Genomic DNA, 16,730 nt, shown 5'->3' with positions numbered 1-16,730 from the left:
CCATTCTCGTAGCGGGACAGCGTTGTGTAGGACAGGTCCTTGGCCACGCCGGGATGAGTGCGCATCAACGGGGCGATGGTGCGCTGGGTCCGCAGATCAGGGTTTGCCGCGCAGTGCCGCCACACGCGCATCAGCCACGGGACTGGCGCGTAGGTGGGAGGAACGTAGCCCATGGCGTGAACCCTAGGGACGGGTGAGCGATCTGCGCAGCAAACTTGCATAGGTCCCCTTCTCGCGCAACAAGTCGCCAGGCGTGCGCAATGTCGGCTCCGGATGCGAACATATGTTCGTGTCATCGTCCGGTTCCTGGCTGTCGCAGGGCACCATCCTGCACGCGGATCTCGACGCCTTCTTCGCGTCCGTCGAGCAGCGTGATGATCCCGCCCTGCGCGGCCGGCCGGTGATCGTCGGCGGCGGCATCGCGATGGCCGCCAGCTACGAGGCCAAGGCGTGTGGCGTGCGCGCTGCCATGCCCGAGCGGATCTGGCGGCCCCTGTGCCCGGACGCGATCGTCGTACCTGCTCGGTTATCGGCGTACTCGCAGGCCAGCAAGGACGTTTTCGCCGTCCTTCGTGACGTCACGCCGGTGGTCGAGCCGCTGTCCATCGACGAGGCGTTCCTGGACGTGAGCGGTCTGCGCCGCAGCTACGCCTGCCCGCGGGAGGTCGCCGAGCGGATCCGGGCGCAGGTGCGCACCCAGGTTGGTCTGCCGATCTCGGTCGGAGTGGCCCGCACGAAGTTCCTGGCCAAGATCGCCAGCGCACATTGCAAACCCGACGGCCTGCTGGTCGTGCCCGCCGACGAGGCCGGATTCCTGCACCCGCTGCCCATCGAACGGCTCTGGGGAGTGGGCAAAGTCACCGCGGAGAAGCTGCGCTCGCGGGGGGTGCGCACTGTCGGCCAGTTGGCGGCGCTGGACGAGCGCACCCTGACCCAGGCCCTCGGCCCGGCCGCCGGGCGTCATCTGCACGCCGTGGCCAACCTGCGCGATCCACGACCGGTGCACACCGGCCACCGCCGCCGGTCGATCGGATCCCAGAGCGCGTTCGGGGCCCGACCGCGGGGCGAGGCCGACATCGACGACATCCTCACCCGACTGGTGGACCGCGTCACGCACCGGCTGCGCGACGCCGAGTTGCGCGCGCGGACCGTGACGGTCCGGTTGCGCTGGGCCGACTTCTCCCGGGCCACCCGCTCGCGCACCCTGGCCGGCGCGACCGATTCGACCGCGCCGATCCTGGGTGCCGCCCGCAGCTTGATGTACGACGTGTGGCCGCAGGCCGTGGATCGCGGGCTCACCCTCGTGGGAGTGACGCTCTCCGGCCTGGATCCTCGCGGGTCCGAGCAGCTGTTGTTGCCACTGGATGACGTACGCCGAGACCAGACCCGGGCGGAACTCGAACAGGCCGTGGACGGCGTACGTCAGCGCTTCGGCACCACAGCCCTCACCCGGGCCCGGATGCTCGACCAGGACGTCGGCACCCAGACCCCGGTGCTACCGGTCAGCGAGTCCTGACGCCTCAGTTACCGCGCCGGGCGCGTCGCGTCTGTGCGCCGTCGTCGATCGCCTTGTCCAGCGAATTCTCCACGCCCGCAACGGCATCGTCGGCCTTGTCGGTCAGCTGGTCCCCGGCATCGGCCGCCTGGCTCTGCAGTTTCGCGGTCGTCTGCTCGACCTGCGCCGCGATGTCGGCGGCCGCCTGCTTGGGCTCGGACTGCTGCGCCTTCCTGCGTCGCGCCGTCACGATCAGCGCACCAGCGGTGGCCAGGCCGGTCAGCCCGACGAAGATCAGGAACTTGCCGCGCTTCTTCTTCGGCGCCGCGACCAGGGTCTGCTTGCTGTTCTGGGCCGCGGCCACTCCTGCGGCGGTTGCCGCGGCGACGCCGTCCTTCAGATACGGCAGCCACTCCTTCTCGAACAGGTTGCGCACGTCCTGGGCGGACAGATTCGAGGCGGTGTCCTTGAAGTCAGCCGCCTTGTCGCTTGCGGTGTCCTTCGCGTCGGCGAAACGGGCCGCAGCGGTGTCTTTGGCGTCCGCCGCTTTGTCGGCGGCGGTGTCTTTGGCGTCCGCCGCTTTGTCGGCGGCGGTGTCCTTGAGGTCAGCGGCCTTGTCGCTCGCGGACTCCTTGAGGTCAGCGGCCTTGTCGCTCGCGGAGTCCTTCAGGTCGGCCGCCTTCTCAGCGACGGTGTCCTTGGCGTCGGCGAAGTGGTGGACGGTGGACTCCTTGAGGTCAGCTGCCTTGTCGCTCGCGGACTCCTTCAGGTCAGCCGCCTTGTCGGCAGCCGAGTCGCCCAGCTCCTCGACCTTGTCGGCCATGGCTTCGCGAGCTTCCTCGGTCTTCTCGACGACGACCTCCTTGGCGTGCTCGGCGCCCTCGACGAACTTCTCCTTGGCTTCCTCGAGCACCGGAGCCGCCGCCTCCTTCGCCGCAGCGAACTGCTCGCTCAGCTTCTCGCCGGCGTCTTGTACGACATCCAGCAGTGCCTCGGTCCGGGTTTTGGCCACGTCATTGCCCCTTAGTGGTTCGGCCGGTCGCTGGAAACGACCGGAGTGCTCGGGCCCTAGTCTGCCGGTAATCCCGCCCGCCCGGGTGGCTGGGGGCGCAAGACCGTGGGGTGCTGCCGCGCGCGGCGTGCCAGACTGGCGCCATGAAGGCAACGTTGCACACCAACCACGGCGACATCGTCGTCGACCTCTATGAGAACGACGCCCCCCAGACCGTCGACAACTTCGTCGGCCTGGCCGAGGGCACCAAGGAGTACACCGACGACGCCGGGCGCTCGAACCCGACGAAGTTCTACGACGGTGTCGTCTTCCACCGGATCATCCCCGGTTTCATGATCCAGGGCGGCGACCCGCTGGGTCAGGGCACCGGCGGTCCCGGCTACGACTTCGATGACGAGATCTCCCCGGCCCGCGACTTCACCGCGCCGTACATCCTGGCCATGGCCAACGCCGGCAAGCGGGGTGGCAAGGGCACCAACGGTTCGCAGTTCTTCATCACCGTGGCGCCGACCACCTGGCTGCAGGGCAAGCACACCATCTTCGGCGCGGTCGCCGACCAGCCCAGCCGCGACGTCGTCGACGCGATCGCCGCGGTGCGCACCGGCGCCCAGGACCGTCCGGTCGAGCCCGTGGTGATCGAGTCCGTCGACATCGAGCGCTGAGCCGGCCCCACGACTAAGGATCGGGTACGTCGCGGGGCAACCCCGCGACGTACCCGAACGTTGAGAGAAGCATGACCCAGTCCCCCTCCGGCAACGCCCCGGCGCTGCCCACCTGCCCGCGCCACCCCGACCGGGTGGCGCTGGTGTCCTGTCAGCGCTGTGGGCGCCCGACCTGTCCGGAGTGCCAGCGGCCCGCGCCGGTGGGGATCCAGTGCGTCGACTGCGTCAACGAGGGCGCGAAATCGGTGCGTACGGCGGGGGGCATCTTCGGGGGCACCGTCACCCGCGGTAAACCGGTCGTCACCTTCAGCTTGATCGGTATCTGCGCGGTCGTCTGGCTGGTCCAGAAGGCCGTCCCCTCCTTCACCGCGGATATCTGGTTCGCACCGGTGCAGGCCGGGTCGGAGCCGTGGCGGATGATCACGGCCGCCTTTGCGCACGCACCGGAGTCGATCTTCCACATCCTGTTCAACATGTACGCCCTGTGGATCTGCGGGCAGTACCTCGAACCGTTGCTCGGCCGGGTGCGTTTTGCCGCGCTCTACCTGATCTCGGCGTTCGGTGGCTCGGTGGGCTACATGCTGCTGGCCAGTACGCCGAAGACGCTGCAGGAGGCACCGTCCTCCGGCTGGTTCACCCCGACCGTCGGTGCCTCGGGAGCGGTCTTCGGGCTGTTCCTCGCGCTCGTGGTCCTCAACCGGCATCTGGGCCGCGACTACAGCCAGATCATCGTGCTGATCGTGATCAACGCGGTGCTGGGATTCGTGGTCGGCGGTATCGCCTGGCAGGCGCACCTGGGCGGTGCGATCACCGGTGGCGTGTGCGCAGCCATCTACACCCTGCTGAAGAAGCGCCCACCCCTGCAGTGGGCGGCGCTCGCCGGCGTGCTGGTCGTCCTGATCGCGCTGGCCGTCGTGCGGTATCAGACCGCCAACGTGCCCTCGTTCATCCTGCGCTACTTCGGCTTCTGAGGCACCCCGCGGTTATCCCCAGGGTTATCCACAGGCCGTGGATAACTACACGCGTGTAACTTCGAACGGCCGTTCGTACGTGTCGCGCTACTTCCAGCGCGTGGTCATCGCGAAGCCGGACATAAGCAACACGAAACCGATGGCGAGGTTCCACGTGCCGATGTTGGGCACCGGGTATTTCGCACCGGACAGGTAGAACACCACCAGCCAGATCAGGCCGAGCACCATCAGCCCGAGCATCGTCGGCACCCACCAGGACGGGTTCAGCCCGCTGGCGACCTTGGCCGGCTTCGGCTCCCGACGATTGCGTGTGGTGGGCTTGTCCTCGCCCTCCTCGTCGACGGCGTCCTTGACCTTCTCGGCGGCTGCGTCCTTCGACTTCTTCGCAGTCTCCTTGGCCTTGGCCGGTTTGCCGGTGGGCTTCTTCGTGGCGGCGGCGTCCTCGGGTTTGTCAGTGCCGGTCGTCGTGGCCGCGTCGTCGGCCGTGTCCTCGCGGGCTGCGGCGGCGTTCGCCGCGTCCTTGGCCTGCTTGGTGAACTCGTCGTCGACGTCGTCGACGCCGTTGTCGGCCCTGCTCACATCTACTCCCGGGTGCGGCCATACGGCCCGCGGTTGCCTGGTGGTGCGAGCAAGAGGTGCTCGCGCGGATTACCGTAGAGCGTAGGCGATGGCACCACGGTCGGGCACAAGAGCAAGCGGGGGCGATGGTATGAAACGGCTGGCAACACGCGGCCGCTGGTCGTACGCCGTGCCCGCGATCGCCCTGCTCGCCGGTGTGCTGTTCGGGGTCAGTGCCGCCACGTCGGGCGGTCAGGACCTGCGCCCGGAGACCCGCACCCTGGTCGATGTGGTGCAGTCCGGTAACGATCGGGTCGCCGCCCAGCAGCGCACCGTGGCCACGCTGCAGGCCGAGATCAACGCCCTGAACAGCCGCTCTGATTCGAGTCGGCTGCGCACCCTGCAGGCCAAAGCCGATCAGGAGGCGCACGGCGCCGGATTCGCACCGATCACCGGCTCGGTCGTCAGCGTCACCCTGAACGACTCCAAACTCGACCCCAGCCAACTGCCCGAGGGCGCGAACAACGACTGGTTGCTGGTGCACCAGCAGGACGTGCAGGGCGTCGTCAACGCGCTCTGGCGAGGGGGCGCGACCGCGATGATGCTGATGGACCAGCGGGTGATCAGCACCTCGGCGGTCCGCTGCGTCGGCAACACCCTGCTCCTGCAGGGCCGGGTCTACTCCCCGCCGTTCGTCATCACCGCCATGGGTGATCCGAAGGCGCTGAAGGCCGCCCTGGATGATGACCCGGCCGTGGCCAGCTACCGGCAGTACGTGGACATGATCGGTCTGGGCTACAACGTGGAGACCAAGAAGAACGTCACCTTCCCGGCGTTCGGGGGTGGGCTGAGTCTGCAGTACGCGAAGGTGCCCGCCAGCGCGGCACCGACGGGCAGCGCACAATAGAGCGGTGACCCGCATCCTCGTCGTCGACAACTACGACAGCTTCGTCTTCACCATCGTCGGCTACCTGCAGCAGCTCGGCGCGGACACCCACGTCGTGCGCAACGATGCGGTGTCCCCGCAGGAGGGCGCGGCGTACGACGGGGTGTTGGTCTCCCCCGGACCGGGCACGCCGGAGGAAGCCGGGGTGTCGATGGCGATGATCGAGGCCTGCGCCCAGCGCGCCCAGCCCATGCTGGGTGTGTGTCTGGGCCACCAGGCGCTCGGGGTGGTCTACGGGGCGACCGTCTCGCGGGCTCCGGAGTTGCTGCACGGCAAAACGTCCCAGGTGATCCACGACGGCCAGGGGGTTCTGGCCGGTCTGCCGTCACCGTTCACCGCTACCCGCTATCACTCGCTGGCCATCGAGTCCGACACCGTGACGGACGACCTGGTGGTCACCGCACGCACCGACAGCGGCGTGATCATGGCGGTCCAGCACGCCAGCCTGCCGCTGCACGGGGTGCAGTTCCACCCGGAGTCGGTGCTGACCCAAGGTGGTCACCGCCTGCTGGCCAACTGGTTGGCGATCTGCGGTGACACCGGCGCCGTGGAACGCTCCCAGGGACTCGCTCCCCTGGTCCACACCGCCTGACCCGAGGAGGTTACGGCGCCGGCGGTGACGTCGTCGTCGTTGTCGTTGCCGGCGGGGTCGTCGTTGTTGTCGGCGCTGCCGACGAGGTCGTGGTGGTGGGTGCCGTCGACGTACTCGGGGAGGTCGGTGTGGTCGGCGGCGAGGTGGGGCTGACCGTGATCGTGGAGTTCGGCGGGGTGTAGGTGCCTACGTACACGTCGATACTGGAATTGACCGCTACCTTCTCGCCGGAGTCCTGGACCTTCCGCACGGTGCCGACGAGGTTCTGACTGCCCACCGGTGTCAGCTTCAGATTCATGAACAGGTGCGCCTTGAGCAACGCCGCGCTCGCATCCGACGCGGTCATGTTCACCAGGTTGGCCGGCACCGTCACCTGGCCGCTGGACAGGTTGAGGTACACCGTCTGGGTCGCCGGGATCGTCGTGCCCGCGGCCGGGCTCGTCGATGCCACGAGTCCCTGGGCCCATTGGGTGTCGTCGACCTGCTGGGTGCCCTGTTTCACGTTCTGGAAGCCCGCCGCCGACAGCGCCGCCGTGGCATCGGCGTAGCTCATCCCCGCCAGGTTGGCCGGGATGACCTTGTTACCCGGGCCGGCGGAGACCGTGATGGTGACGACCGAGCCGACATTGGCTTCGGCGCCGCTCTTCGGATCCTGACCGATCACGATGCCCTTGGCGGCGTTGTCGGCCGCGTCGACCACGGCAGGCTGGAAGCCCTTGGCCGTCAGCGCTGCCTCCGCAGCGCTCTGGGTCATGCCGTTGAGCGGCGGGACGATCGCCGTCTTGTCGCGGGTCTGCTGGTTGATCAACAGACCCACACCCCCGATGGCAACCAGTGCCGCGAGGACCGCGACAGCCCACAGCCACATCCGCCGCTTACGCGGGGGTGCGGTCTGCAGGTCCTTGGTGTTATCGCGACGGTCGATGCTGTCGGGTCGCTCGGCGACGGCCCGGGGCACGCCGGCGGCCTGCAGGGTCTGCTGGGCCGCTTCGCTGACCGGCCGGCCGGCGCGGGCGTTCTGCAGATCGGCCCGGAAGTCCTCCGCGGTCTGGTAGCGGGCGTCGCGGCCCTTCTCCAGCGAGTGCAGCGTCACCGCATCCATCGCGGCGGGCACGTTCTGCTCGTAGACGCTGGGCGGCTGGGGTTTGTCGGTGATGTGCTGGTAGACCAGCGACACCGGTTCCCCGATGAACGGCGTACGGCCCGTAAGCAATTCGTAGAGCACACAACCGGCTGAGTAGAGGTCCGAGCGGGCGTCCACGGACTCACCCTGGGCCTGCTCGGGGGACAGGTAGCGCGCCGTACCGACCACGGCCTGGGCGCCGGTCATCGTCGCGCCCGAGTCCGCGATGGCGCGGGCGATGCCGAAGTCCATCACCTTGACGCTGCCACCACGGGTGAGCATCACGTTGCCCGGTTTGATGTCGCGGTGCACGATGCCCTTCTCGTGCGAGTACTCCAGCGCCGACAGGATGCCCATCGTGACCCGGGCCGCCTCGTCGGGGCTCAGGTGCCCCTCTTCGTTGAGGATCTCCCGCAGAGTCCGGCCATCGACGTACTCCATGACGATGTAGGGGATCTGCACCCGGCCGCCACCGGCCTCGATGAAGATGTCCTCGCCGGAGTCGTAGACGGAGACGATCGCGTGGTGGTTCAGACCGGCGGCGGAGTGCGCCTCGCGGCGGAAGCGGGTCAGGAAAGCGTTGTCGCGCGCCAGATCGGTGCGCAGCACCTTGATCGCCACCGTGCGGCCGAGCCGGTTGTCGTGGCCGAGGTGCACCTCGGCCATCCCGCCGCGGCCGATGAGTTCTCCGACCTCGTAACGGCCGCCGAGGATCCGCGGCGTGTTGTCACCGACCGGGATCTGATCCTGCGCCGGCGGCGGATCTGCGACGGTGTGGTCACCGTCGTCGATCGGCGGTTGCTGGTCGCTCACCGGACTACCTCCATTGGCTACGTCCCCGGGGTTCATTGCTGCAGCACCGCTTCCATGACTCGTTTCGCGATCGGGGCTGCCACCGTTCCGCCGAGAGCTTCCTGACCGGCGGTTCCACCGTCCTCGACCAGCACCGCGACCGCCACCGTCGGGTTCTGGGCAGGCGCGAAACCGACGAACCAGACGTCGGCGTTCTTGTTCGGGGCGGTCTCGGCGGTACCGGTTTTGCCGGCCACCTTCACCCCGTCGATCCGGGCTTTGCGGCCGGTGCCCTCGTCGACGACGCTGATCATCATCGTCGTGAGGTCCTTGGCGACCTGCGGGGTGACGGCGGTGGAGAACAGTTTGGGGTCGGCGCTCTGAATGGTGTTGAGGTTGGCATCGCGCACCGTCTGTCCGAGGTAGGGAGTCATCACCTTGCCGTTGTTGGCGATCCCCGCTGCCACCATCGCCATCTGCAAGGGTGTTGCCCGCACGTCGAACTGGCCGATCGCCGACATGGCCGTCTGTGCCTTGTCCATCCCGGTCGGGTACACGCTGGGCGTGACGTTCATCGGCACGGTGACCGGTTGGGCGAACCCGAACTTGCTGGCCTGGTTGCGCAGGGCGTCCTGCCCCAGGTCCATACCCAGCGAACCGAACGCCGTGTTGCAGCTGATCGTCAAGGCGTGCTGCAACGTGGTCTTGCCGTCGGGGCCGCACGCCTCGCCGTTGTCGTTGGGCAGCGAGATGGACGTGCCGGGCAGCGGCAGCCGCGCGGCGCCGTTCAGCTCGGACTGGGTGGTGTACTTCCCGCTGCTCAGTGCCGCGGCAGAGGTGATCAGCTTGAAAGTCGACCCCGGCGGGTAGAGCTCGTTGATGGACCGGTTCAGCATCGGATTGCTCTGCGCAGTGGTGAGCTGCTGCCAGGTCTTCATCACCGATGAGAGGTTGTGCGACGCAAGAGAATTGGGGTCGTACGACGGTGAGCTGTACATCGTCAGGATGGCACCGGAGCGGGGGTCAAGGGCGATCACTGCCCCCCGCTGCGAGCCCATCGCATCAGCGGCCACCTGCTGGGCCTTGGGGTTGATCGTCAGTTCGACGCTGGCGCCCTTCTGGCTCTGACCGGTCACCATGTCCACGATGCGCCGGTAGAAGAGTTTGTCGGAGCTACCGGAGAGCAGGTCGTTGTAGGAGTTCTCGATACCACTGGTGCCGTAGACGATCGAGTAGTAACCGGTGACGCTGGCGTAGAGCTTCCCCTGCGGATAGGTGCGTAGGTACTTGTAGTCGTCGTCAACCGGGACCGACTGGGCGACCGCCTTGCCGTCGACCAGGATCGACCCGCGCTGCTTGCCGTAGGTCGCCAGCAGGGTGCGACGGTTGCCGGGCCGTTCGTTGAGGCTCTGGGCCTGCACGAACTGGATGGTGGTGGCGGCGACCAGCAGCGCGCAGAACATAGCGGCCAGGACCAGGCCGAGACGACGGATCGGTGCGTTCATCGGACCGGCACCGCCTGGGTGGGTTCATCACCGAGGGAGACCGGGCGGGCGGCGGCATCGGGTCGGCGCGCGCCGTCGCTGATCCGCAGCAGCAACGCGATGATCAGCCAGTTGGCCAGCAGCGAGGAGCCACCCGCGGACAGGAACGGGGTGGTCAGACCGGTCAACGGGATCACCCGCATCACCCCGCCCAGCACGGTGAAGCACTGGAAGCCGATGATCGCGGCAAACCCGGTAGCCAGCAGTTTGCCGAACGAGTCCCGGCTGGCGACACCGGCCCGCAGGGCCCGCTCGACGATGATCACGTAGCAGGTCAACAGGGCCGCGACGCCGACCAGACCCAGCTCCTCACCGAACGAGGCCATGATGAAGTCGGAGTTGGCGAAGTAGGTAATCTCCGGGTGCCCCTGGCCCAGGCCGGTGCCGAACAGCCCACCAGCCGCCATACCCATCAGACCCTTGGCCAACTGGTCGGACATCCCGGGAGTGAACGGGTCCAGCCACAGATCGACCCGGACCCGGAAGTGCGCGAACAGCAGGTAGGCCACGTAACAACCGGCACCGAACAGCACCATGCCGATCGCGATCCAGCTGACCCGCTCGGTGGCCACGTAGAGCATCGCGACGAAGACGCCGAAGAGCATCAGCGAGGTGCCCAGGTCCGACTCGAAGACCAACACCACCAGACTGGCCAACCAGGCCACGATGATCGGTCCGAGGTCACGCGCTCGCGGCAGCGGGCAGCCCAGCACCCGCCGCCCGACCAGGGACAGCGCGTCGCGCGTCTGCACCAGGTAGGCCGCGAAGAAGATGACCAGACAGATCTTGGCCAGTTCGCCGGGTTGGAAGGTGAAGCCGCCCAGGCCGATCCAGATCCGGGCGCCGTTGACGTTGAGGCCGATGACCGGGAGCAAGGGCAGGAGCAGCAGGATCAGTCCGGCCAGCGCGAAGGTGTATTTGTACCGCTGCAACCGCCGGTGGTCGCGCAGGAAGATCACCAGCAACGCGGCACACACGATGGACAGCGCACTCCACATCAACTGCCGCAGCGCCGCGCCGTCACCGATGCTGCGCCCCATCGCCAGGTCGATCCGGTGGATCATCACCACACCCAGCCCGTTCAGCAGGGTGACAAGCGGGAGAAGGACGGGATCGGCGTACGGCGCGCGCCACCGCAGGACCAGATGGAAGGCCAGGGTGAGGGCGGCGAAGCCCACCCCCAGGGTGACCAGGTCGGCCGGCACGGTGCCGTCGATCGCCAGCCCGACGTTGGTGTAGCACAACAGCACGATGGCGATCGCGAAGATCAGCAGGAGCAGCTCGGTGTTGCGCCGGGTACGTGGTGCGGCGGCGGTGACGATGCTCATCAGCTGCACCCCAGCGGGTTCGACTGACAGGCGGCGGCCTGGACCCGCAGATTGGTGACGATCTGCTCGGCGTCCTGGGCGGAGGAGGCGAACATCGTGTCCGAGACCTGCTGGCGGTAGGCGCTGGGCAGGTCGGTCAGCGCGATATCCGTGCGCTCCTTGACCGAGTGCAGCCGGATCGGGCCGATGTTCTGCGAAACCCCCTGGTAGATGGCCACATTGCCGTCCGCAGACCCCACGTAGTACTGCTGTTGCGTCCAGGCCCAACCGAAGTAGGCGGCCAGCCCGATAACGGCCGCGACCACCGCCCCGATCGCGCTCCAGCGCAACCAGCGGGGTCGGCGGGACTGCTCGGCGAGCTCGAGTTCTTCGGCAGTGTTGTCCTGCTCCGGAAGTGGTTCGGACAGCGAGCGGCGCAGTGCCGCCGCCTTCTCGGCCGGCGTGCGGGGTTCGGGTGCGTCTGGATCGCCGGCCGTGCGCGTCGCGGCCGCCCCGACCACGGTGGGGTCCTGGGTCGCGGAGTCATCGTCACCGGCGACGACATCCGCGACGACGACCGTCACGTTGTCGCGGGTGGAAGCACGCAACGCGATCTCGATGAGGCGCTCGGCAGCCTCTTCGACGGTGTCGGCGGTGCGGATGATCTCCTCGATCGTGCTCCCGGCGACGTAGTCGGACAACCCGTCGGAGCACAGTAGGTAGCGATCGCCGACCATGGCTTCGCGCAGCGAGAGATCTGGTTCGTCGTCCGGGCGGCCGGTGAGGACACGGGTGACCAACGAGCGCTGCGGATGATGCACGGCCTGGTCGGCGGTGATGCGTCCCTCGTCGAGCAACGACTGGACGAAGGAGTGGTCCTTGGTGATCTGGGTGAAGGTCCCGTCTCGCAGGAGATAGGCGCGGCTGTCGCCGATGTTGGCCAGGGCGAGCATGTCTCCGGACCGCACCAGCGCGATCAGCGTGGTGCCCATACCGTCCAGGTCGGCGTTGGCGGTCATGTAGTCGGTCAGCCGGGCGTTGGCGCCGGCAACGGCGTCGCCGAGGTCGCGCAGTACGTCATCGGCGCCGTGGGAGTCATCGTCCAGCTCCAGCAGGTGCGCCACCACCGTCGAGCTGGCCACATCACCAGCGGCGTGGCCACCCATCCCGTCGGCGAGGATCAGCAGATCCGGGCTGGCGTAGGCGGAGTCCTCGTTGCGTGACTTGGAGCCCAGACCCAGATCAGACCGGGCGGCGTACCGCAGGGCGATGCTCATCGCACCTCGAGGACGGTCTGCCCGATCCGGATCTCACTGCCTTCTTTGAGCGCGGCGTGCTCGCTGATCCGCCGGTCGTCGACGAAGGTGCCGTTCGTGGAGCCCAGGTCATCGGCGTACCACTGCAGGCCGTCGCGGTAGATGCGGGTGTGCCGGCCGCTGGCAAAATCGTCACTGAGGACCAAGCTGCACTCGGGGTTGCGGCCGATCAGAATGGGCGTGTCTCCCAAGGGGATCCGGCTGCCGCGCATGGATCCGTCCGTCACCGTCAGGTGGGTCGGCCCGCTGGCCCGCTTGCGGCGTTGCGCCCGCTCACGAGGGACGGCGCTCGCCGCTGACGCACCGCGGGTCACGACGCGGGTGCCGTAGAGGTCGTTGCGCAGGACGAGAGCGATGGCGATAACGAAGGCCCAGATGGCGATCAGCACGCCGAACCGGATCAGCGTGATGGTCAGTTCGCTCATGCAGCACCTCTACTGCGGTGACCCCCGCGGTGCGGTTGCCCGCTCACCGGCGGGACCCGTCGCCGTACGTCAGGCTGGTGCGCCCGATGGTGATCCGGTCGCCGTTGCGCAACCGGGCCGAGTCGATCTGGTCACCGTTCACGTAGGTGCCGTTGGTCGAGCCCAGATCGCGCACCGATGCGACCTTGTGCGGGCCGTCGTTGGTCACCCGGATCTCACTGTGCCGCCGGGAGATACCCGGATCGGCGATGATGATGTCGGCCTCCTCGTCACGGCCGAGGACCGTGATGGCGCCCGCGAGTTCGTAGCGCTCGCCCTGGATGATCAGGTAGGGACGGGCCTGGAACTGCCGGGGCGCCGCGGCATAGGGGTCGCGCTCATCAACCTGGTCCTGCCAGGTGCTGGCGTTGAAGTCCGGCTCGTCGTACTGCGGGGCGTTGAACGGGGACTGGTCCTCGATCCGCTCGTCGAACGTCTGCGGGGTCTGCCATTGCGCGTACGCCGCGCCCAGACCTGCGGGTTGAGCGCTCCCGGCCGGCTGGACGTTGAAGGGTTCGTCGGATGGCAGGACGTCCTGGTCCTGGTGGTGGTCCGGCTGTTGCGGGGCTGGCTCGTTCATCGCGGCGGGGTCCTTGGCGATCGACGGGCGGAGCCGGAAGACACCGGTCTCCAGCGTGTCGTCCAACTCGAAGGTCACCGCCCAGGGCCCGCGCGCGGCGTACCGCTGGGTGTCGGCGTGTTCAGCAGTCGCTGCGATGAGCTGGTCGGCGAGGCCCTTCTCGTCCTTGGTCAGCTCGGCGTGGTCCTCGGTGGACAGGTAGACGGTGAAGACGTTGGGCACCACGGGCTGTTGGCCGCGCTTAGTGCGTGAAGCGGTGTCGTCCATCGCCCCGCGGATGGCGCTGGCGATCTCGACCGGCTGCACCGTGGAGCGGAACGCCCGGGCGAAGGCAGAGTTCACGCTCTTATCGAGCCGCTTCTCCAGCTTCTCGAACACACCCATCTCTGGCCTCCCGGTCGGTGCCGCGCGGTGGCGCGCAGCGCTGCCCTGAACGTCGGCGCAGGGCAGGATCATGGTAACTGCGGCAGGTGTGGCGATCTGCGAGCCGCGCTGGACCGGGCTGGTCGTGGCTCGGTTTGGTGAAACGGCCGGTGAACAGGCACACTGGACCGGCACTCGCGCGAGTGGCGGAATAGGCAGACGCGCACGGTTCAGGTCCGTGTGCCCGAAAGGGCGTGGGGGTTCAACTCCCCCCTCGCGCACAGATGAGCAGAACCCCGGTCCACATGGACCGGGGTTCTTGCGTTGGGGCTCTTTGGGAGTGGCCGCACGCCGGCGCCCGCGGATCTGGGAGCTATTCAGGATCGGGGAGACAGTTTCTGCGGTGGCGGCCTCCCGGATCCTGGATCTCTCCTGGAACCTGGCCGCCGCACGCGCCACGCGAGCGCGGTACGCCGATCGCCGGGCTGACCGTGTGAGCAGACGCACGCACGCTGGGTTGGCGAGCTATCTTTCTACAGGTGTAGTGTTTTGTTCACGTAGGGGTGCTCTTGCGCCCGCCTGACTCTCGGCCGTAGGAAGATGTATGCCCCGCGATCCCAAACACGCTGCGCCCACCTTCGGGCAGGAACTGCGTAATTCCATCGATGCCCGCACCGTCGTCCTCATGATCGGCGTGCTGCTGTTGCAGGTCGCCTTCATCTGGTCCTACGTCGGCGCGTTCCACGAGCCGAAGCCGAAGAATGTGCCGGTGGCGGTGGTTGCTCCCACCCAGCAGATCGGCGATCAGACCGTCGCCAAGCTCAACGGCATCGACGGCTCCCCGGTCAAGGCGCACGTCGTCGCCAGTGAGGCTGCCGCTCGGCAGGAGATCAAGGACGTCGACGTCAGTGCAGCCTTCGTGATCAACCCCTCGGGCACGCAGGACACCCTGCTCGTGGCCGGCGGCGGTGGCACCTCGGTCGTCACCAGCATGGAAGCCCTCTTCACCCAGGCGACCGCGACCCAGCAGCGCACGGTCAAGTCCGTGGACGTCGTACCTCTGCAATCGGGCGACGGGCGCGGCCTGTCCGGGTTCTACCTGGCGATCGGCTGGATGGTTGGCGGCTACTTGGTTGCCTCGCTGCTCGGCGTCGCCAAGGGCACGCGGGCACACAACCTGACCCGCGCCACCGCGCGAGTGCTCGGCCTGCTGCCCTATGCCTTCCTGTCCGGCCTGGGCGGCGCACTGGTCGTCGACCAGGGGTTGGGTGCGATCACCGGGCACTTCTGGGCTCTGGTCGGGATCGGGACGCTCGTGTCGTACGCCGCGAGCTCAGTGACCGTCGCGTTCCAATCGTTCCTGGGAGTGCTGGGCATCGGTGTCTCGGTGCTGCTCTTCGTAGTGCTGGGCAACCCCAGCGCGGGCGGTGCCTACCAGACCGATGTGTTGCCCACGTTCTGGCGGGTCATCGGCGACTGGCTACCCAATGGCGCTGCCACGGAGGCGATCCGACGCGTCGTCTACTTCGACGGCGCTGGCGTGTGGCCGTTCCTGCTCACGATCCTGGTCTGGGCCATCGCCGGTATCGCGCTGACCTTCCTGGGCACCAAGCTGCTGGCCGATGAGGAGCACCTGAGCGTGTTCCTGCCGGAGTCCGAGGAAGAACTGGACGAGTTGCGGCGGGCCGCTGCCCACGAGTCAGACGTGGCTACTGCGGAAGGTGCTGCTCCAACCAGCTGAGGATGCCTTCGGTGACCTCGTCCCGGTTGGTCTCGTTGAGCAGTTCGTGACGGGCGCCGGGGTAGAGGATGACGGTCACGTCGGTGACGCCGACCTTCTCGTACTGCGCGCCGACCGCCTCGACCCCCTTGCCGTTCGCACCGACCGGGTCGTTGTCGCCGGCGATCAGCAGGATCGGCAGATCGGGGCGCACGGTCGAGACGTGCTCCTCGGAGTTGATCCGCTCCAGCCCGGAGAGCAGGTCGACGTAGAAGCCGGAGCTGAAGACCTTGCCGCAGTGCGGATCCGCGATGTAGGCGTCCACCTCGGCCTCGTCGCGCGAGAGCCAGTCGAAGTCGGTGCGCGCCGGCTTGAACGCCTTGTTGTATTCGCCGAAGACCAGTTTGTTCATCAGCGGACTCGGCGTGCGCTTGCCGCGGATCTTGGACTCGGCGGTTGCGACGACCTTGCCCGCTTTGCCCATGAAACCCGGGTCACCGGCCGTGCCGGACACGATCAGTGCGCTGATGTCATCGCTGTGCTTGGTCGCGAAGTGCCGCGACAGCATCGAGCCCATGCTGTGCCCGAACAGCACGCGGGGCAGGCCGGGGAACTCATCGCTCGCCTTGTCGAACACCGTCACGAAGTCCTCGGCGACGGTGTCGAAACCATCACCGTCCGCGAGGTACCCCACACCGGTCGTCTCGGAGGTGACGCCGTGACCACGGTGATCCTCGGCGTACACCGCATATCCGTGGTCGGTGAGCGCTTGCGCGAATCTCTCGTAACGACCGGCGTGTTCGGCCATGCCGTGCGCGATCTGCACGATCGCGGTGGGCTCTCCGTCCGGCAGCCAGCGGTAGGTGTGGATCTGGGTGCCGTCGGTGGCGGTCAGGGTGAGGGTGTCCGAGCGCATGGTCCGAACCTACGCCGTGGCGCGGCGTCGCGCGGTCAATCCGTGACGGGGACCAGCGGGTGGATAGCGACGTCCCCAGCGAGTGCACCGTCGGCCGCGGCGAAGGCTTCGGCCAGATGCGGGGAGCGCATGTGCTCATCGAGCGCAGCCTGATCGCGCCAGCGCTCGACGGTGACGAACGTGTGCGGCGCGGAGGCCGACTCGAACAGCTCGTAGGACAGGCAACCGTCCTCTTGCCGGGTCTGTTCGACCAGCGTGCTCAGAGCGCCGCGGATCGCGTCGGCGGCCTCCGGTTTGGCGGGAATGGTGGCTACGACCTGCAGATCAGACACGGCTTCTCCTCGATGCGACGACAGGGCACTCAACCTA

16 protein-coding genes and 1 tRNA gene are annotated in these 16,730 nt (G+C 67.8%); 7 read left to right on the top strand and 10 right to left on the bottom strand.

Annotated elements, in window-relative coordinates; genetic code table 11:
• Positions 1 to 289 precede the first annotated feature (289 nt).
• The gene (dinB, locus tag AZH51_RS07890; protein ID WP_291523005.1) at positions 290 to 1,516 is read left to right on the top strand and encodes a DNA polymerase IV; all 1,227 of its coding nucleotides are present in this window, start codon (positions 290 to 292) and stop codon (positions 1,514 to 1,516) included.
• A 4-nt stretch (positions 1,517 to 1,520) separates the two neighbouring features.
• On the opposite strand, the gene AZH51_RS07885 is transcribed toward dinB, so the two are convergent.
• Positions 1,521 to 2,507 carry a hypothetical protein gene (locus tag AZH51_RS07885; protein ID WP_291523003.1) on the bottom strand — a complete coding sequence of 329 codons (987 nt, stop codon included), beginning with the start codon at positions 2,505 to 2,507 and terminating at the stop codon, positions 1,521 to 1,523.
• Positions 2,508 to 2,650: 143 nt separating this feature from the next.
• Between AZH51_RS07885 and AZH51_RS07880 the strand changes: the two genes are divergently transcribed.
• Entirely contained in the window at positions 2,651 to 3,169 is a 519-nt protein-coding gene (locus tag AZH51_RS07880; protein ID WP_291523001.1) for a peptidylprolyl isomerase, read from the top strand.
• Between the two features lie 71 nt (positions 3,170 to 3,240).
• Positions 3,241 to 4,140, top strand: coding sequence for a rhomboid family intramembrane serine protease (locus AZH51_RS07875; protein WP_291522999.1), 900 nt, complete (start codon positions 3,241 to 3,243; stop codon positions 4,138 to 4,140).
• 87 nt (positions 4,141 to 4,227) lie between these two features.
• On the opposite strand, the gene AZH51_RS18730 is transcribed toward AZH51_RS07875, so the two are convergent.
• On the bottom strand, positions 4,228 to 4,719 hold the full coding sequence (locus tag AZH51_RS18730) for a cell division protein CrgA (RefSeq protein ID WP_367188034.1): 492 nt from the start codon (positions 4,717 to 4,719) through the stop codon (positions 4,228 to 4,230).
• Between the two features lie 130 nt (positions 4,720 to 4,849).
• Here AZH51_RS18730 and AZH51_RS07865 point away from each other — a divergent pair, with 130 nt between their 5' ends.
• Entirely contained in the window at positions 4,850 to 5,605 is a 756-nt protein-coding gene (locus AZH51_RS07865) for a DUF881 domain-containing protein (protein ID WP_291522998.1), read from the top strand.
• A gap of 4 nt (positions 5,606 to 5,609) precedes the next feature.
• On the top strand, positions 5,610 to 6,236 hold the full coding sequence (locus AZH51_RS07860; protein ID WP_291522997.1) for an aminodeoxychorismate/anthranilate synthase component II: 627 nt from the start codon (positions 5,610 to 5,612) through the stop codon (positions 6,234 to 6,236).
• A gap of 10 nt (positions 6,237 to 6,246) precedes the next feature.
• Here AZH51_RS07860 and pknB read toward each other — a convergent pair whose 3' ends face one another.
• The 6 genes from pknB to AZH51_RS07830 are packed head-to-tail and all read right to left on the bottom strand — an operon-like array spanning position 6,247 to position 13,746.
• On the bottom strand, positions 6,247 to 8,172 hold the full coding sequence (gene pknB, locus AZH51_RS07855; RefSeq protein WP_291522995.1) for a Stk1 family PASTA domain-containing Ser/Thr kinase: 1,926 nt from the start codon (positions 8,170 to 8,172) through the stop codon (positions 6,247 to 6,249).
• A gap of 32 nt (positions 8,173 to 8,204) precedes the next feature.
• Positions 8,205 to 9,656: a penicillin-binding protein 2 gene (locus AZH51_RS07850; RefSeq protein ID WP_291522993.1), complete on the bottom strand. Its 1,452-nt coding sequence runs from the start codon at positions 9,654 to 9,656 to the stop codon at positions 8,205 to 8,207.
• Positions 9,653 to 11,023 carry an FtsW/RodA/SpoVE family cell cycle protein gene (locus AZH51_RS07845; RefSeq protein WP_291522991.1) on the bottom strand — a complete coding sequence of 457 codons (1,371 nt, stop codon included), beginning with the start codon at positions 11,021 to 11,023 and terminating at the stop codon, positions 9,653 to 9,655. The genes AZH51_RS07850 and AZH51_RS07845 overlap by 4 nt, the downstream gene beginning before the upstream one ends.
• Positions 11,023 to 12,279, bottom strand: coding sequence for a protein phosphatase 2C domain-containing protein (locus AZH51_RS07840; protein ID WP_291522989.1), 1,257 nt, complete (start codon positions 12,277 to 12,279; stop codon positions 11,023 to 11,025). Before AZH51_RS07840 ends, AZH51_RS07845 begins: the two co-directional genes overlap by 1 nt.
• Positions 12,276 to 12,743 (bottom strand): FHA domain-containing protein, encoded by a 468-nt coding sequence (locus AZH51_RS07835; protein ID WP_291522986.1) that lies wholly within the window; start codon positions 12,741 to 12,743, stop codon positions 12,276 to 12,278. The genes AZH51_RS07840 and AZH51_RS07835 overlap by 4 nt, the downstream gene beginning before the upstream one ends.
• Positions 12,744 to 12,786: 43 nt before the next feature.
• Complete coding sequence (locus AZH51_RS07830) at positions 12,787 to 13,746, bottom strand: DUF3662 and FHA domain-containing protein (RefSeq protein WP_291522984.1); 960 nt, start codon at positions 13,744 to 13,746, stop codon at positions 12,787 to 12,789.
• Positions 13,747 to 13,922: 176 nt separating this feature from the next.
• Here AZH51_RS07830 and AZH51_RS07825 point away from each other — a divergent pair.
• Positions 13,923 to 14,006: transfer RNA gene (locus AZH51_RS07825), tRNA-Leu, on the top strand.
• A 323-nt stretch (positions 14,007 to 14,329) separates the two neighbouring features.
• A complete protein-coding gene (locus AZH51_RS07820) occupies positions 14,330 to 15,466 on the top strand; it encodes an ABC transporter permease (RefSeq protein ID WP_291522982.1) in 1,137 nt (378 codons plus the stop codon).
• Here the strand turns inward: AZH51_RS07820 and AZH51_RS07815 are convergent.
• Positions 15,435 to 16,361 carry an alpha/beta hydrolase gene (locus tag AZH51_RS07815; RefSeq protein ID WP_291522980.1) on the bottom strand — a complete coding sequence of 309 codons (927 nt, stop codon included), beginning with the start codon at positions 16,359 to 16,361 and terminating at the stop codon, positions 15,435 to 15,437. The genes AZH51_RS07820 and AZH51_RS07815 overlap by 32 nt on opposite strands.
• A gap of 35 nt (positions 16,362 to 16,396) precedes the next feature.
• Positions 16,397 to 16,693: a putative quinol monooxygenase gene (locus AZH51_RS07810; protein WP_291522977.1), complete on the bottom strand. Its 297-nt coding sequence runs from the start codon at positions 16,691 to 16,693 to the stop codon at positions 16,397 to 16,399.
• Between the last annotated feature and the right edge of the window lie 37 nt (positions 16,694 to 16,730).

It is taken from the genome of Branchiibius sp. NY16-3462-2 (genome assembly GCF_001594145.1).
GTDB lineage: Bacteria > Actinomycetota > Actinomycetes > Actinomycetales > Dermatophilaceae > Branchiibius.
Note: the sequence above shows the minus strand (reverse complement) of the source record. Positions and strands in the feature narration are given on the sequence as shown.

Coding starts and splice junctions, on each gene's coding strand:
- AZH51_RS07880 (WP_291523001.1), top strand. CDS start 2,651: ATGAAGGCAACGTTGCACACCAACCACGGCGACATCGTCGTCGACCTC.
- AZH51_RS07875 (WP_291522999.1), top strand. CDS start 3,241: ATGACCCAGTCCCCCTCCGGCAACGCCCCGGCGCTGCCCACCTGCCCG.
- AZH51_RS07865 (WP_291522998.1), top strand. CDS start 4,850: ATGAAACGGCTGGCAACACGCGGCCGCTGGTCGTACGCCGTGCCCGCG.
- AZH51_RS07850 (WP_291522993.1), bottom strand. CDS start 9,656: ATGAACGCACCGATCCGTCGTCTCGGCCTGGTCCTGGCCGCTATGTTC.
- AZH51_RS07845 (WP_291522991.1), bottom strand. CDS start 11,023: ATGAGCATCGTCACCGCCGCCGCACCACGTACCCGGCGCAACACCGAG.
- AZH51_RS07840 (WP_291522989.1), bottom strand. CDS start 12,279: ATGAGCATCGCCCTGCGGTACGCCGCCCGGTCTGATCTGGGTCTGGGC.
- AZH51_RS07835 (WP_291522986.1), bottom strand. CDS start 12,743: ATGAGCGAACTGACCATCACGCTGATCCGGTTCGGCGTGCTGATCGCC.
- AZH51_RS07830 (WP_291522984.1), bottom strand. CDS start 13,746: ATGGGTGTGTTCGAGAAGCTGGAGAAGCGGCTCGATAAGAGCGTGAAC.
- AZH51_RS07820 (WP_291522982.1), top strand. CDS start 14,330: ATGCCCCGCGATCCCAAACACGCTGCGCCCACCTTCGGGCAGGAACTG.
- AZH51_RS07815 (WP_291522980.1), bottom strand. CDS start 16,361: ATGCGCTCGGACACCCTCACCCTGACCGCCACCGACGGCACCCAGATC.